Origin of the sequence: Pseudomonas sp. DD1 (assembly GCF_044510355.1) — a bacterium.
GTDB classification, from domain to species: Bacteria; Pseudomonadota; Gammaproteobacteria; order Pseudomonadales; family Pseudomonadaceae; genus Aquipseudomonas; species Aquipseudomonas shahriarae.
The window spans coordinates 1-14,453 of record NZ_MSAJ01000019.1; the positions used below are offsets into that span (position 1 = coordinate 1).

17 protein-coding genes are annotated in these 14,453 nt (G+C 62.5%); 1 reads left to right on the plus strand and 16 read right to left on the minus strand.

What is annotated here, in order from left to right; translation table 11 throughout:
* The 16 genes from PSFL_RS13095 to phnC all read right to left on the minus strand — a co-directional run.
* Positions 1 to 1,330, minus strand: a 1,330-nt coding sequence (locus tag PSFL_RS13095) for a M10 family metallopeptidase C-terminal domain-containing protein (protein ID WP_397470147.1), incomplete at its 3' end; no start/stop codon positions are given.
* A gap of 358 nt (positions 1,331 to 1,688) precedes the next feature.
* Complete coding sequence (locus PSFL_RS13100) at positions 1,689 to 2,093, minus strand: type II toxin-antitoxin system HicB family antitoxin (protein ID WP_057438841.1); 405 nt, start codon at positions 2,091 to 2,093, stop codon at positions 1,689 to 1,691.
* Positions 2,094 to 2,117: 24 nt separating this feature from the next.
* Entirely contained in the window at positions 2,118 to 2,306 is a 189-nt protein-coding gene (locus tag PSFL_RS13105) for a type II toxin-antitoxin system HicA family toxin (protein WP_397470148.1), read from the minus strand.
* Positions 2,307 to 2,427: 121 nt separating this feature from the next.
* Complete coding sequence (gene phnP, locus PSFL_RS13110) at positions 2,428 to 3,177, minus strand: phosphonate metabolism protein PhnP (protein ID WP_397470149.1); 750 nt, start codon at positions 3,175 to 3,177, stop codon at positions 2,428 to 2,430.
* Positions 3,168 to 3,734: a phosphonate metabolism protein/1,5-bisphosphokinase (PRPP-forming) PhnN gene (phnN, locus tag PSFL_RS13115; RefSeq protein ID WP_057444570.1), complete on the minus strand. Its 567-nt coding sequence runs from the start codon at positions 3,732 to 3,734 to the stop codon at positions 3,168 to 3,170. The genes phnP and phnN overlap by 10 nt, the downstream gene beginning before the upstream one ends.
* Positions 3,734 to 4,879 (minus strand): alpha-D-ribose 1-methylphosphonate 5-triphosphate diphosphatase, encoded by a 1,146-nt coding sequence (locus PSFL_RS13120; RefSeq protein WP_057438838.1) that lies wholly within the window; start codon positions 4,877 to 4,879, stop codon positions 3,734 to 3,736. The genes phnN and PSFL_RS13120 overlap by 1 nt, the downstream gene beginning before the upstream one ends.
* Positions 4,869 to 5,591: a phosphonate C-P lyase system protein PhnL gene (gene phnL, locus PSFL_RS13125; protein ID WP_120732262.1), complete on the minus strand. Its 723-nt coding sequence runs from the start codon at positions 5,589 to 5,591 to the stop codon at positions 4,869 to 4,871. Before phnL ends, PSFL_RS13120 begins: the two co-directional genes overlap by 11 nt.
* Positions 5,588 to 6,397, minus strand: a complete 810-nt coding sequence (gene phnK / locus PSFL_RS13130; protein WP_120734408.1) for a phosphonate C-P lyase system protein PhnK — start codon at positions 6,395 to 6,397, stop codon at positions 5,588 to 5,590. The genes phnL and phnK overlap by 4 nt, the downstream gene beginning before the upstream one ends.
* Positions 6,358 to 7,200 carry an alpha-D-ribose 1-methylphosphonate 5-phosphate C-P-lyase PhnJ gene (locus tag PSFL_RS13135; protein ID WP_057438836.1) on the minus strand — a complete coding sequence of 281 codons (843 nt, stop codon included), beginning with the start codon at positions 7,198 to 7,200 and terminating at the stop codon, positions 6,358 to 6,360. Before PSFL_RS13135 ends, phnK begins: the two co-directional genes overlap by 40 nt.
* Complete coding sequence (locus PSFL_RS13140; protein ID WP_115127681.1) at positions 7,193 to 8,269, minus strand: carbon-phosphorus lyase complex subunit PhnI; 1,077 nt, start codon at positions 8,267 to 8,269, stop codon at positions 7,193 to 7,195. The genes PSFL_RS13135 and PSFL_RS13140 overlap by 8 nt, the downstream gene beginning before the upstream one ends.
* On the minus strand, positions 8,269 to 8,859 hold the full coding sequence (gene phnH, locus PSFL_RS13145; protein WP_170045840.1) for a phosphonate C-P lyase system protein PhnH: 591 nt from the start codon (positions 8,857 to 8,859) through the stop codon (positions 8,269 to 8,271). Before phnH ends, PSFL_RS13140 begins: the two co-directional genes overlap by 1 nt.
* A complete protein-coding gene (gene phnG, locus PSFL_RS13150; protein WP_057438833.1) occupies positions 8,859 to 9,296 on the minus strand; it encodes a phosphonate C-P lyase system protein PhnG in 438 nt (145 codons plus the stop codon). Before phnG ends, phnH begins: the two co-directional genes overlap by 1 nt.
* Before the next feature lie 11 nt (positions 9,297 to 9,307).
* On the minus strand, positions 9,308 to 10,012 hold the full coding sequence (phnF, locus tag PSFL_RS13155) for a phosphonate metabolism transcriptional regulator PhnF (protein ID WP_057438832.1): 705 nt from the start codon (positions 10,010 to 10,012) through the stop codon (positions 9,308 to 9,310).
* Positions 10,013 to 10,048: 36 nt separating this feature from the next.
* Positions 10,049 to 10,831, minus strand: a complete 783-nt coding sequence (gene phnE / locus PSFL_RS13160; protein WP_032859104.1) for a phosphonate ABC transporter, permease protein PhnE — start codon at positions 10,829 to 10,831, stop codon at positions 10,049 to 10,051.
* A gap of 179 nt (positions 10,832 to 11,010) precedes the next feature.
* A complete protein-coding gene (gene phnD / locus PSFL_RS13165) occupies positions 11,011 to 12,012 on the minus strand; it encodes a phosphonate ABC transporter substrate-binding protein (protein ID WP_115127678.1) in 1,002 nt (333 codons plus the stop codon).
* 32 nt (positions 12,013 to 12,044) lie between these two features.
* The gene (gene phnC / locus PSFL_RS13170) at positions 12,045 to 12,878 is read right to left on the minus strand and encodes a phosphonate ABC transporter ATP-binding protein (protein ID WP_282405711.1); all 834 of its coding nucleotides are present in this window, start codon (positions 12,876 to 12,878) and stop codon (positions 12,045 to 12,047) included.
* A 555-nt stretch (positions 12,879 to 13,433) separates the two neighbouring features.
* Between phnC and PSFL_RS13175 the strand changes: the two genes are divergently transcribed.
* Positions 13,434 to 13,661, plus strand: coding sequence for a DUF6124 family protein (locus tag PSFL_RS13175; protein ID WP_273865572.1), 228 nt, complete (start codon positions 13,434 to 13,436; stop codon positions 13,659 to 13,661).
* The last annotated feature ends 792 nt before the right edge of the window (positions 13,662 to 14,453 follow it).

Below are 14,453 nucleotides of genomic sequence, written 5' to 3' on the forward strand. Positions count from 1 at the left end.
GGGCGGGCCCGGGGGTTGGCGTCGGTCCTCCCGTCACGATATCGGTGGCTTGGATTTTACCGGCAGTGGTCAACAGCAAGTCAGGTTTGCCGCTACCGTTCATATCAATCGCCAGACTGCCACGCCCTGTACGCGCGTCATAACCCAGCACGGCATTGCCTGGCTGCCCATTGAATTGACTGGAGAAGTTGAGGTGTTTGATACCGGCTTCTCTCAAGGCGCCAGAAACATCGACTTTGTCGGTGCCGCTGGTGAAATCCTCGATCAGGTCTGGGTTCTGCGGCGTGGATTCACTGGCCTTGTCGTAGACGAAGATGTCCGCCCCGCCGCCTCCGCGCAGCTTGTCTGCCCCCCTGCCCCCCTTGAGGCGATTGTCTGCATCATTGCCGGTCAGCACATCATTGCCTGCACCGCCGACGGCATTTTCCAGGGTCACGCCCTTGGCGATGGAAACATTACCTTTCATTCCCCCGACGTCCGAGAATGATTGCGCATTGAGGTTGATGTTTTGGTCCTGGGAATAGCCGGAGAAATCCAGGGTGTCGTTACCGCCGCCGTCCCAGACACAAAAAACCGCTGAATCCGCAGCGCTCTTGATGCTCAGTACGTCACGCCCGGTATTGGAGTTGAACCCATAGGTCGTGTCTGTGTTGCGGGTAGTGTGGTTGGCACCATAAAGACGCTGAACCGCCGCGATGTCATACATCATGGGTGCCGAGGGCATCCGCCCCTTGAAGTCATGACCCGCGTTCTTGTGCTCTGCCCAATAACTCATGACCGTACCGGCCCGGGTGTCCTGCGCAAACTTCGCATCCCGCTCGTACGATCCGCCACCGTTGTAGTCACCGGGATGCGCCAGCCCCAGGCAATGGCCTATCTCGTGAACCATCGTGGTGTGGAAGTAACTCCCCTCCTTGGGCGCATGTGAGGCACGCCGTGTACCGATCGTGGCTTTCGCCGCGGGATTGTGCCGTGTCGGCCCCCATGCCACGCCACTTTCCATGCGATGAGAGCCGGACACCTCTATAGATCCATCCGTCTTGCGGGCGTTCTCATGAAAACTGATGTTGGCCACGTCTTGCCAAGCCTCCATGGCCCGCCGAGCACAGGTTTTCTGCTGCTCGGTGAAACCCTGGAGCTTGTAGGAAACCTGCGTCTTGCCGTCCCCGTCCCGATCGTTAAAACGCGTACCGCTGCGCGTAAGATGCCCGGCAACCTGATCAGTACTGAGGGAGCGTTTCCCACGGGCAGACATGGGTTCCCTGGACGGCCCGTGCATGCCTTCAGGACAGCAGCCAGGATGAGCAGCAGTGTTGTTGATTTGACTCATGGCGATCTCCGATTCGATTAATAACTGGGATATCAGGGTCCAACTGCGCCGCCTTTCATCGCAGAAAGCCGTCTCGGTCCCCGTCATCCGTGCCTAATCTTTCATGCAGGAAATCGCCCCGCCACCGGGGCTTTGAGTCTTATTGAAACGCTTTGGCCGCTTGTTCGGTTTACTGACAAAACACATGGATCCTTACAATCCCCAAGGGTTATGCCGTCTTGAAAAAGCCCATTCAACTTGCTGATGGCCCTTGGAAAACGCAAAAAATACACGCGTTTCTTAATCCAAATCCTCGCCGTCCCACGAAATATCCGCTCTACATTTTAGCTTCGACGCCCCACCACCGAACTCACCGATTTCAAGAACGCACCAACTTCTCCAGCGCCGCATCCGCCAGGAATGACGAGCGACTTTTGACCTTGTGCTCGCGCACATAACGGTCAATACGCTGGATCACATACCCCGGCAACGTGACATTGACCTTCTCGGTCTTGCCCAGGTAAGGCGAGATATCGAGCTCGAGCATCCCCCAGCCCATCCCGGCGTACTCCTCATTGCCGTGGTGCGTCGCCACCGAGGTCGGCATCGGAATCGCGCGGCCTTCGCCAGCCAGCTCCTGCAACAGGATGTGAGCCACTTCGACGGCGGCGTTGTAAGCCTCTTCAAAACTGTCCCCGGCCGTCACCGCGCCTGGAATATCAGGGATCTGGATACCGGTGGCGGTAAAGTCATCGCCCCATTCGATACAGATTGGGTATTGCATGAATATTCTCCTGAAAAAACCGACCTAGAACGAAAACAACCCAGCACGCTGCCGGATAATTCGCACGGTGCCCAAGGGCAGATCCTTCTTGGGATGGGGCACCGGTATCGTGTACGGGTTATAGCGATGGGTGAAAATGTGATGACTGCCCGTGACCCGATCCAACACCCAGCCCGCCTCTTGCAGTTCCTTGATCAATAGCCTGCTTTGCACCACAGCCTCCTTGCTCCGGCCCGAACAAAAATAACTCCAGAGTTACCTTTGCTCAAGCACAGATTTTTCAGAGCAGACTGACGGTTGTTTTGCCGGATATTGAAAAGCCCCAGGCATGGAGCTAAAACACCCGCCCATCCCAGCCCACCGTCACATGCGGTGGCAGTTCACCGCGATGCTGCAACAGCCAGGCATCCAGGGTGTGCCCGACGTGGGTCAGCACGCCAAGCTCGGCGCCGCACGCGTCGATGCATTGCAGGGCCAGGGTCAGGTCATTGTGATTGCGCGGCGCCTGGGGTTGCGGTGGCATGGAGCAGTCAATGACCAGTACGTCCAGAGGCTCGCGCCGCAACCAGTCGAGGGTCGCCGGGGGCAGGCCCGTGGTGTCGGTCAGGTAGGCCAGGCGCCGTCCCTGCCCTTGCAGCAGGTAGCCGAAGGTCGGCTTGGAATGCTGCAGGGGCAACGCGGTGACCGTCAGCTCGCCAAACTGGCGGGTCTCGAACTCGGCGAAGGGCTGGCTGAAATCGAGGATGCCGGGATGCTTGTAGAGGTCCGACAGGCCCTCGGGGTCTGCCGGGCCATGCACCGGGATGATCAGGCCCTGGCCCCAGCGCAGGTGCAGCAGGCCCTGGGCGTGATCGGCATGGTAGTGGGTCTGCAGAATGCCGTTGAAGCTGCGTGGCGGGAAACGCTCGGTGAGGTCCGTCAGCCCGCTGTCGATCAACCAGCGTTGCTCACCGCACTCGATCAGCGCGCTGCACTCGCGGCGGCGCAGGCGTTCATCGCTGCGCGCCAGGGTGCAGGCCGCGCATTCGCAGCCATACACCGGGACTTGGCGGGCGTCGCCGGTGCCCAGCAGGGTCAGGCGCATGCCGAGTGCCCCTCCTCCAGGCAATCGAGCAACCGGGCGACGGTATGCACCAACGGCCCGGAGTTATCCAGCAGGAACACCCCAGGCGCAGCCTGCAGGCTGTCGCTGAACTGCGCATTGCGTGCCAGGCGCGCGTCGATGTCTGCCACCGACTCACGGCCCCTCGCCAGCAAACGCTGGCGCAACACCGCCTGGTCCACCGTCAGCAGCACCACCAACAGCGTCGGATAACGTGCGCGGGTCTGCGCCAGATGGCCACGGGAGCCATTGACCAGCACATCGTCGCCGGCCGCCAGCCAGTCGTCGATCTGCCGTGGAATGCCATAAGACAGGCCATTGGCATGCCAACTGAGGGCAAAGCCGCCCTCGGCTTGCAGCGCGGCGAATTGCGCGGGGCTCACACCTTGGGCGGCCTCGCCCACCGCTTCCGCCGAACGGGTGATGACCCGTCGCACGATGCGGCAACCGCGCTCGGCCAATGGCCCGCGCGCGGCTTCCAACAGGCTGTCCTTGCCCGAACCCGATGGTCCGATGAGATAGATCAACCTGCCCACCATCAAAACACCCTCTTGGCTTGTCGCCAGACTTGTTGGACTACCGGCAGCCCGCCCTGGGCCCTGGCTTGCACCAGGTCCGCACGCAGGCCGACGGCAATTTCCCCGCGATCCTTGATGCCCGCCGCCTGTGCAGGGGCCAGGCTGATCATCTTGATCGCCTGGGGCAGATCGCAGTCATTGTCCTGGGCCGCCAGGGCAAAGGCCGCTGGTAACAGGCTGGCCGGGTAGTAGTCACTGGAAAGTATATCCAGCAATCCTTCAGCAGCCAGGCCGGCGGCGGCCACATTACCCGAGTGGGAACCGCCGCGCACCACGTTCGGCGCGCCCATCAGCACTTTCATCCCCAGTTGCCGGCAACCGCGCGCCGCTTCCAGGGTGGTGGGGAACTCGGCGATGTTCATGCCATAGCGCGCCGACTCCTCGACATGGGCCAGGGTCGCGTCGTCATGGCTGGCCACCGACAGGCCACGCGCCAGGCAATGCTCGACGATCGCGGCGCGGTAGCGGTCGCTGTAGGCCTTGGAGTTGGCCATTTGCAACAGCACGAACGCGTCCATGGTTTCATCATTCAAATGGTATTTGCCCATGTAGTACTCGCGGTACTTGGACTCCAGCACAAACTGGCGCTGGCCCGGCGAGTGGTCCATCACCGACACCAGTTGCACCAGCGGGTTTTCCACCAGATCGCGGAACACACTCAAGGTGTCCGGGTGGCACAACTCGCAACGCAGGTGCAGGCGGTGTTCGGCGCGGGTCAGGCCGGCTTCCTGCGTCGAGGCAATGGCATTGAGCATCGCCGGCAGCTTCTGCATGCGATTGCCCTTGGGGTTCACGTCGCCGATGGACACCGCATCGAACACCGTGGTGATACCGGCCGCGATGATCTGCGCGTCATGGCTGAGCACGGCCGAGGTCGATGGCCAGTCCACGCCGGGGCGCGGGGTCATGTGTTTTTCCAGGTTGTCGGTGTGCAACTCCACCAGCCCCGGCAGCAGGAAATCACCGCCCAGGTCCTGGGCGTGGGGTAACTGGCTGCGGCCTTCGGCGAGGTCAACGATCACCCCGTCACGCAGTAGCACACTGCCGAGAAATACACGATCAGCAGTGACCAGTTGGGCATTGCTGAGGATCTGTTCAGCGGGCATCGGCGTAGTCCTCGTCGGTAATCACAGCGGGCGTCATGTCCAAATGGCGGTCAGCCACCGCCTCACGGGCGGCACGGTCATGGAAGATGCCAATCAGTGCGGCACCGCCGGCCTTGGCTTCGTTGATCAGTTCCAGGACAACCTGACGGTTGCGGTCATCCAGGGAGGCCGTCGGCTCGTCGAGCAACATCACCGGCCAGGCCACCATGAAGCCGCGCGCGATATTGACCCGCTGCTGCTCGCCCCCGGAGAAGGTGCCCGGCGCCAACTGCCACAGGCGCCGGGGGATATTCAGGCGCGCCAGCAAATGCTCGGCACGGGCCTGGGCGTCAGCCTTCGTCCAGCCACGGGCCAGCGCGGGCTCCATCACCACATCCAGGCAGGCGACCCGTGGGATCACCCGCAAAAACTGGCTGACATAGCCCAGGGTCTGCTGGCGTACCTCGAGAACCTCCCGGGGGGCAGCGCCCACCAGCTCCAGCCACTGACCGGCATGGCGCACGCGGATGCTGCCCCCGGCCGGCAGGTAGTTGCCATACAAGGTGCGCAGCAAGGTGCTTTTACCCGCACCGGACTGGCCGTGCAGCACCAGGCATTCACCGCCCTGCACGCTGAACGCCACCCCGCGCAGCACGTTGAGCACCACGCCGTTCTGCTGGTGCAAGGTGAAGGTTTTCGAGAGGTCACGGACCTCGATCAAGGCATTCGTCATGGCTGCAATACCGAAGACACCAGCAGTTGAGAGTAAGGGTGCTGTGGATCGTCGAGGATCTGATCCGTCAGCCCGGTTTCCACCACCCGCGAGCGGCGCATCACGATCAGGCGATCGGCCAGCAGGCGCGCCACCGCCAGGTCATGGGTGACGATCACCACCGCCAGGTCCAGCTCACGTACCAGGCCGCGCAGCAGGTCGAGCAGGCGCGCCTGCACCGACACGTCCAGGCCACCGGTGGGCTCATCCATAAACACCAGGCGCGGGCTGGAAACGAGGTTGCGGGCGATTTGCAGGCGCTGCTGCATGCCGCCAGAGAAGGTGCGCGGCAGGTCGTCGATGCGCTGCGGGTCGATCTCCACCTGGCCCAGCCAGTCCAGGCCGGCGCCACGCAGTTGCTGGTAATTGCGCACGCCCTGGGCCATCAGGCGCTCGCCAATGTTGGCGCCGGCCGACACGCCCATGCGCAGGCCGTCGCGGGGGTTCTGTTCAACGAAGCCCCATTCGGTGCGCAGCAAAGTGCGGCGTTCGGCTTCGCTGGCGCTGTAGAGGTCCAGCCATTCGCCGTCCTTGCTGCGATAGCCGACGCTGCCGGCCTGGGGCGGCAAGCGCCCGCTCAGCAGCGAGAGCAAGGTGGATTTACCCGAACCGGACTCGCCGACAATCCCCAGCACCTCACCGGGGTACAGATCAAAACTCACGTCCTGACAGCCCTTCTCCAGGCCGTACAGCAGGGACAGGTCGCGCACTTGCAATAAGGGCTGGCTCACTGGTTGTTCTCCTTGACCCGTTGGGCGCAGTACCAGGTGTCGGAACACACAAAACTCTGGGTGCCGGCGTCGTCGAGGATCAGTTCATCGAGGAACGAGTCATGGCTACCGCAGATGGCGCAGTGGTGGTCCCACGTCTGCACTTCAAAGGGGTGATCCTCGAAGTCCAGGCTGCTGACCTGGGTGTACGGCGGCACCGCGTACAGGCGCTTTTCGCGGCCGGCACCGAACAGCATCAGCGCCGGGCTCATGTCGAGTTTCGGGTTGTCGAATTTGGGGATCGGCGAAGGGTCCATCACATAGCGCTCGTCGACCATCACCGGGTAGGCATAAGCGGTGGCGATATGGCCGAAGGTGGCGATGTCTTCGTAGAGTTTTACGTGCATCACCCCATAGTCGTTGAGGGCGTGCATGGTGCGGGTCTCGGTTTCCGAGGGCTCGATAAAGCGCAGCGGCTCGGGGATCGGCACTTGGTAGACCATGATCTGCCCGGCCTGCAGCGGGGTTTCCGGGATGCGGTGGCGGGTCTGGATCACTGTGGCGTCGGGGGTGGCTTCGGTGGTGGCGATACCGGCGGTGCGCGCAAAAAAGCGCCGGATGGACACGGCGTTGGTGGTGTCGTCGGCGCCCTGGTCGATGACCTTGAGCACGTCGTCGGCACCGAGGATCGCCGCCGTCAATTGCATGCCGCCGGTGCCCCAACCATAGGGCAGCGGCATCTCGCGACCACCGAACGGCACTTGGTAACCGGGAATCGCCACGGCCTTGAGCAAGGCGCGACGGATCATGCGTTTGGTCTGTTCGTCGAGGTAGGCGAAGTTGTAGGCGGCGTCATTCATGGCGGGTGCCCTCGGCCGGTTGGCGCAGTTTGCGGATCAGTTCCAGTTCGGCCTGGAAGTCCACGTAGTGAGGCAATTTGAGGTGCGAGACAAAACCGGCGGCCTCAACGTTGTCGCAGTGGGCCAGCACGAATTCTTCGCGCTGGGCCGGCGAGACAATCTCTTCGCTGTACTCCTCGGCACGCAGCGAGCGGTCCACCAGGGCCATGCCCATGGCCTTGCGCTCGGCATGCCCGAACGCCAGGCCATAGCCGCGGGTGAACTGCGCCAACTCGGTGGCCGAGCCGACAAACTGGTTGACCATCTCGCACTCGGTGACTTCGATGCTGCCCAGGCAGATGGCAAAGCCCAGTTCTTCAGGATCGACCCATACCTCGACTTCACCGATGCGAATCTCCCCGGCAAACGGGTGATTGCGCCCATAGCCACGCTGGGTCGAATAGCCCAGCGCCAACAGAAACCCTTCATCGCCGCGAGCCAGGGCCTGCAGGCGCTCGGCACGGCTGGCAGGGAACTCCAGCGGGTCGCGGGTGATATCAGCGACGCTGGCGTGGTCGTCGGCTTCGTGCTTGATCAAGCCCTCTTTGGCCAGCAACCCCAGCACCCGTGGACACGGTTCGAGGCGCGCATCCGCCGTGGTCTGCGGGCCTGGATACTCACCCTCGGCCAGCAGCGCGAAATCCAGCAGGCGATGGGTGTAATCGAAGGTCGGGCCGAGCAACTGGCCGCCGGGCACGTCCTTGAAGGTGGCTGACAACCGTCGGCTCAACGACATCTGCGCGGTGTCGATCGGCAGGCTCGGGCTGAAGCGCGGCAATGTAGTGCGGTAGGCGCGCAGCAGGAAGATCGCTTCTACCAGGTCCCCCGCCGCCTGCTTTATCGCCAGTGCCGCCAGTTCTTCGTCGTACAGCGAGCCTTCACTCATCACCCGCGCCACGGCCAGGGGCAGTTGCTGGCGGATCTGCTCGACACTCAGTTCGGGAACCGCCGTATCACCCCGGCGTTTTTTCGCCAGCAGACGGTGGGCATTGTCGATGGCCTGTTCGCCACCCTTGACGGCTACGTACATCAGGCGTGCTCCTGTGTGATGCGACTGCTGCGCGGCAGGCCGAGCAGGTGATGGCCGGCGCTGAACAACACGTCCAGGCCACGGGGAAAGGCCTCGCGGCGCTGGCGCTCCAACCAGAAAGCCGACGGCACCGGCACCTGCACCCGGCGCTGGGCCTGGATGCCCGGGCCGCGCCAGAGCAAGGCGCGCCCGGCCTCCAGGTCGCTAAGCTGGACCAGCAAGGTGCAGGACTGGTCGGGGTAGCGATCATTGCCGTGATCGAAGCCGCTGAGGTCGAGCAGGTCCGGCTCGCCTAGCAAGGCAAACGCGGCCTCCTCCCGACGCGCAACCAACGGGCAGCCGCAGTGGAAGGCCAGGTTGGCGCGGATCAGTGGCTTGTCGAACGCCGGTGCCAGCCATAGCGGCGTGTCGACATCCAGCAGCGCCAGGCACAAGGCATAGGTGGCGGGCGCCAGGCCATCGAGGTGCGGGGCTGCCGGCAGGTGCTGGATCAAACCCGGTTCGGCCAAGGCCTTGAGCGCCGCGCGAAAACTGCGCTGGGCATCCAGCACCGGGTCGACAAACGCCGGCTGCAATAATTGAGCGTGCATCAGTTTTCTCCTCGCACCAGGGTGAAGAACTCGACCTTGGTCGCCGCAGTGTCGGCTTCTTTTTGCGCGCGGCGCCGGGCTTGGGCCTGGGCCAGTGCGCTGATCAAATCGCTGAGCCACGGGCTCGGTTGCGCGTTTTGCAAATGGGCATCGGCCAGGGCCGCCAGTTCGGCGTGGACCTTGTCGCGCCCGGCCAGGTAGCTGTAGCCGGTGCGGCCATCGGCCAGGCGCACCACACAGCGGGTCACCGTCATTTCACCGACGTTGAACGGCGCACCATTGCCACCCATGCGCCCACGCACCAGGGTCATGCCGATTTCCGGGGCGCGGATCAGTTGGTACTCGGCGTCCTTCAATGCCGCTTCGTGGGGTTGCAGTTCATTGAGCTGGGCGCGGGCAAGTACGCCAATCCAATGCTGACGCGGGGACAGATTCATCGGGTTCTCCATCAAGTCACCACCTGGTACTGGAAGCGATCCGAACGGCTGGTGGACTGCGCCAGCTCCACCGGGCGGCCATCGCGATCGCGGGAAAGGGTGAATACCGTGAGTGCAGGCAGATGCCGGGGCATCATCAGCAGCGCGGCTTCGTCGCGGTTGGGCAAGCGCGCACCGATCAGGCTCTGGGTGCGGGTCAACGGCAGGTCGCGCTCGCGCAGGTACTGACGCAGGGAGCCGCCGTTGTAATCCGCCAGCAACGGCGCGTGGCTGGCGCAGTAGCGATGACGGATCAGGCTGACGGGCTGCTGGTCGAGCTTGCGCAGGGTTTGCAGCTCAATCATCGGCGCCATTTCGGCGATGCCCAGGTGCTGCGCTTCTTCGCGGCTGGCGTAGCAGTACCGGCGCTTGAGCAGCAGCGCCTGCACGCCATGGCCCTGGGCCGACAGCGATTGGCTGTAGGCGGTGTCGGCGCCCATCGGGTAAATCAGCGGCCGGTCCAGCACCTGCGTGCCTTTGCCCTGCTGGCGCAGCAGGCTGCCTTCGAACACCAGCTCATCAATGGCGCGGCGCAGGGTGTGGCGGTTGACGCCAAAGCGCTCGGCCAACTGCACTTCGCCCGGCAGGAACTCCCCGGCCTGGTAGCCGCTGAGTTCACGGCGCAGGATATCGGCGAGTTCGCGGTACACCGGTTCATCTTGTCTAGACAACTGCATGCTTTAAAAAAAGCGCCCGCAGGCACCCCTCCAAGGTCAGATAAACCGCTTGCGCAGGCGTTGGGACAGCACGTCGATCAGGCTCACCACCACGATGATCACCAGCAGCACCGCGCAGGTCTGTACGAACTGGAAGGCGCGGATGTTCTCCCACAGGATCACGCCGATGCCGCCAGCGCCGACCATGCCCACCACCGTCGCCGAGCGCACATTGGCCTCGAAGCGGTACAGCGCGTAGCTCACCCACAGCGGCATGACTTGCGGGATCACGCCATAGATCACCTCTTGCAAGGCGCTGGCACCGGTGGCGCGTACACCTTCCACGGGGCCGGGGTCGATGGCCTCGACGGCTTCGGCAAACAGCTTGGCGAGTACCCCGGTGGTGCTGATCCACAGGGCCAGTACCCCGGCAAACGGACCAAGGCCGACCGCCACCACGAACAACATGGCGAACACCATTTCGTTGATCGAGCGAAAGGCATCCATCACCCGGCGCAGGGGTTGGTGAATCCACCAGGGCGTGATGTTGTCGGCGCAGAGGATGCCCAGGGGCACCGAGCAGACAATCGCCAGCACCGTGCCCCAAAGGGCGATTTGCACGGTGACGATCATTTCCTTGAGGTAGGAGCGCCACTCGTGGAAGTCCGGCGGGAAGAAGTCAGCGGCGAAGGTCGCCATGTTTCCCGAATCGCGGTACAGCGCCAGCGGGTTCATTTCCGCGCCTTTCCAGGCCCAGGCCAGCAGCACCAGGAACAGGCCCCAGCCGAGGTATTGCGGCCAGGTTCTTTTACCCACGGCTTCAGCGTGCAAGGTCGTCATGGATCACTCTCGATAATTACTGGAGCGGGGCCTATGGGGGAACCCGCTTGTGTGGGAGCTATGTGTGTGTGGGAGCGGGCTTGCTCGCGAAAGCGGTGGGTCATTCAACACATCCAGCGACTGATTCAACGCTTTCGCGGGCAAGCCCGCTCCCACATAGGCCCAGCTCCAACAGGGGGTTAGCCGTTGGCGTCGGGTTTCTTGTCCAGCTCGCTCAGGCGCTGTTGCAGCGTGGCCAGGTCGGCGTCGATCTGCGCCAGCTTCTTGGCTTTATCCGCCTCGGCCAACTTGCTGTCGGCGCTGATGGTGGTGCGCTGCTTGAACAGCTCCAACTGGCGGATCGGCAGCAACTGGTCGTCGTTGGACGCGAGGAACTTGCCCAACTGCATGTTCTTCAACACCGCTTTCTCTGCCTCGGTGTCACCGTAGTTGGCAAAGAAATCGCGGATCTTGGTCTTCTCACTGTCAGTCAGGGCCTTGCTCCACACCATCGGGTCGGCGGGGATCAGCGGCGACTTCCAGATCACCTTGAGTTGCGCGGCCTTGTCCGGCTGGGTCACTTCCAGGCGGTCCCAGCTTTCGGTGTTGAAGGTAGCCACGTCCAACTGCCCCTTGGCCACGCTCAGTGCGTTGACTTCATGACTGGAGTTGAGGGTGCGCTTGAAGGCGGTGCCGGCATCCACGTTGTTCTTGGCGAACACGTAGTAGCCCGGCACCAGGTAGCCGGAGGTGGAGTTTGGGTCGCCATTGCCGAAGGTCAGGTTCTTGGCGTTCTTGAGCATGTCTTCGACGGAGTTGAGCGGGCTGTCCTTGCGTACGATCAGCAGGCTCCAGTAGCCGGCGGCGCCGTTGGCGGCAGCGGTCTGGGCGAAGATCTCGCCGTTGGACCGGTCCACCGCCTCCATCGCAGCCTTGTTGCCGAGCCAGGCCACATCGACCTTGTTGAAGCGCATGCCCTGGATCAGGCCAGCGTAGTCGGAAGCGAAGGTGGCGTTGATGGTCAGGCCGGTCTTCTTGTGCATGTCATCGAGGAACGGCTGCCAGATGCTCTTGAGGTTCTGCGAAGACTCGGTGGACATGATGCCGAAGTTGATGGCCTTGTCAGCGGCCTGGGCATTGCCCAAGGCGACGCTGGCCAACAACACGGCAGACAGGAAAACATGACCGATACGGTTCAACATACAGGCGACTCCTAGGGATCGTGAATGGAGGTTCAAGCGCGGGCCAAGGCCAGGCGCTGGGGGAGTTCGGAACGGCGCGGCGGCTCGGAAAACATCAGGCTGGTGTCGACGTCGGCACCGTACAGATCGTTGAGGAACTGGCTGCTCATCTCGCGGCCCTGCCCGTCGAAATGAATGCGCCCGCCCTTGAGCGCCACGGCCCGTGGGCAATAACGCATGGCGTAATCGACTTGATGCAGGGTCACAACTACGGTCTTGCCGTCGCGTCGGTTGATATCGGCGAGGATCTCCATGACCTTGCGCGCCGACTCCGGGTCCAGGGAGGCAATCGGCTCGTCGGCCAGGATCACTTCGGCACGCTGGGTCAAGGCCCGGGCAATCGCCACGCGCTGCTGCTGGCCACCGGACAGGGTCGAGGCCCGCTGCTGGGCCAGGTCCGCCAGGCCAACCCGCGCCAGGGACTCCATGGCACATTGCTTTTCCTCGGCATTGAACAACCCGAGGTTGCCGCGCCAGCGCGGCATGCGGCCCAGGCAACCAAGCAGCACGTTGTCGATCACACTCAGGCGATTGACCAGGTTGAACTGCTGGAAGATATAGCCAATATCCGCGCGCAACCGCCGCACCTTGCCATTCAACCGCCCACTGGCCTGCACCTCTCGGCCCAGCACCTTGACGCTGCCGCCGTTGCTCTTGTCGCAACAGGCCAGCCCCGCAAGGTGGCGCAACAACGTGGACTTGCCGGAACCGGATGCACCGATCAGGGCGACCATCTCGCCGCTGGCGATGGTGAGTTCGAGGTCGACCAGCGCGGTTTTCTTCGCAAAGGTCTTGTTCAGGCGATCGACATGGATAGCGGGAGTCATGGGCTTCTCTGTCTGGTTTGAACAGCCTTGCGTGGCTGCGTTTGAGTTCAAACGACAGTAGGCGCGGGAGGTGTCAGGGCTATGACTTGCACATGACTGCAGGAGGGCGGTTTGATGAAAGTTTTATGAAAGGTTGGAACAACTGAAGGACAATTCCCATGCATATGAGGATCGCTCCCATGCTCCGTGTGGGAATGATCAAAACAGGACTTTCCCTACGGCTCATCATTTAACAGGCACACATCATGCTGGGCGAGCTGTACGCAGGAGGGCCCAGCCCTGCCGGGTCTCCATTCCTCGGTCGTCGCCCTTTTTCACGCAGCTATATGCGGCTGTGCGCGGGGCACCTTCGGGTGCGCCGGGGTCCTGGAGTTCGGTCTTCCACACCTGCGTACAGTCGCCACCCATCATGTGGAAGTGATTGTGGCGGCTCCTTTAACTCCAGGAGCAACCGTATAAAAAAAGTCACGCCTAGCCCGCCCCAATCCCTGAACAACAGCAAACTCCACGAAGCCGCCCAACGTGCGTTCAAGCATTACGCACTGCATTCGCAACTTGTATCTGCCTCGTCAGAAAAACTCTTCAGTACGTGCCGGTCTCAGCACCGAAGAAGCGTTGAGCAACGCCTGTGAAATGCTCGAGTCGGCGGCGGTCAGTGCGTACGACTGCACCGAGTATCTTGAAGGCTCGAGCCGTAAGCAGGTGATGGCAGTGGTGCAATTGATCGAGATGGCGCAGTTGTTAGTCGAGGCAGCGTTGCACCGGGAATGCCCGGCGGCCTGACGGCCAAGTGAATCCCTGTGGGGGCTGGCTTGCCTGCGATGGCCATAGGTATCTACACAACTCGCTTTTTTTGGTTATTGGGTATGAGTACATATCCGTTGCTGCGGTTACGGCGGCTATTGGTTCCGCCCTTACGGCGGGTCACTTTTGGAAAAGAGCCCCAAAAGTAACCAAAAGGGCTCTTGCCCCACCACTCGGCACCTCGCCCAGGCTCGGTGTGCCCGTCATCCGACATTGATTCGGGGGGCCGCCGCGATGGGCCATCCATGGCCCAGCGCGGCTAACCCGGCGTCCTGCCGGGTTACCCCCCAAATCAATATCGGATGACGGCCAGCGTGGTTTAACGGGGCGCCTCAGATCAAAAGCAAAGCGAGGCGGCCTGACAGCCGACCTGATCGTCGAAGCGTGCGCATATACCTGTGGGAGCTGGCTTGCCTGCGATGGCGCTGTATCAGTCGATAAATGTATTGGCTGATGTACCGCCATCGCAGGCAAGCCAGCTCCCACAGGGAATGCAGCTTCGCGCTCTGGCATTGCTGTTGCTCTGCTTTTGATCTGGCTTTTGATCTTGATCTGAGGCGCCCCGTTAAACCACGCTGGCCGCAGGCAGGTATTGCGCAGTGGGCACCCCGGCATGGATGCCGGGGTAGCCGCGACACGGCCAGGGATGGCCGATCGCGGCGGGCCCACGGAGCAATGCCTGACTGCGGGCATGCCGAGCCTAGGCGAGGCACCGAGTGGTGGGGCAGGAGCCCTTTTGGTTACTTTTGGGGCTCTTTTCCAAAAGTGACC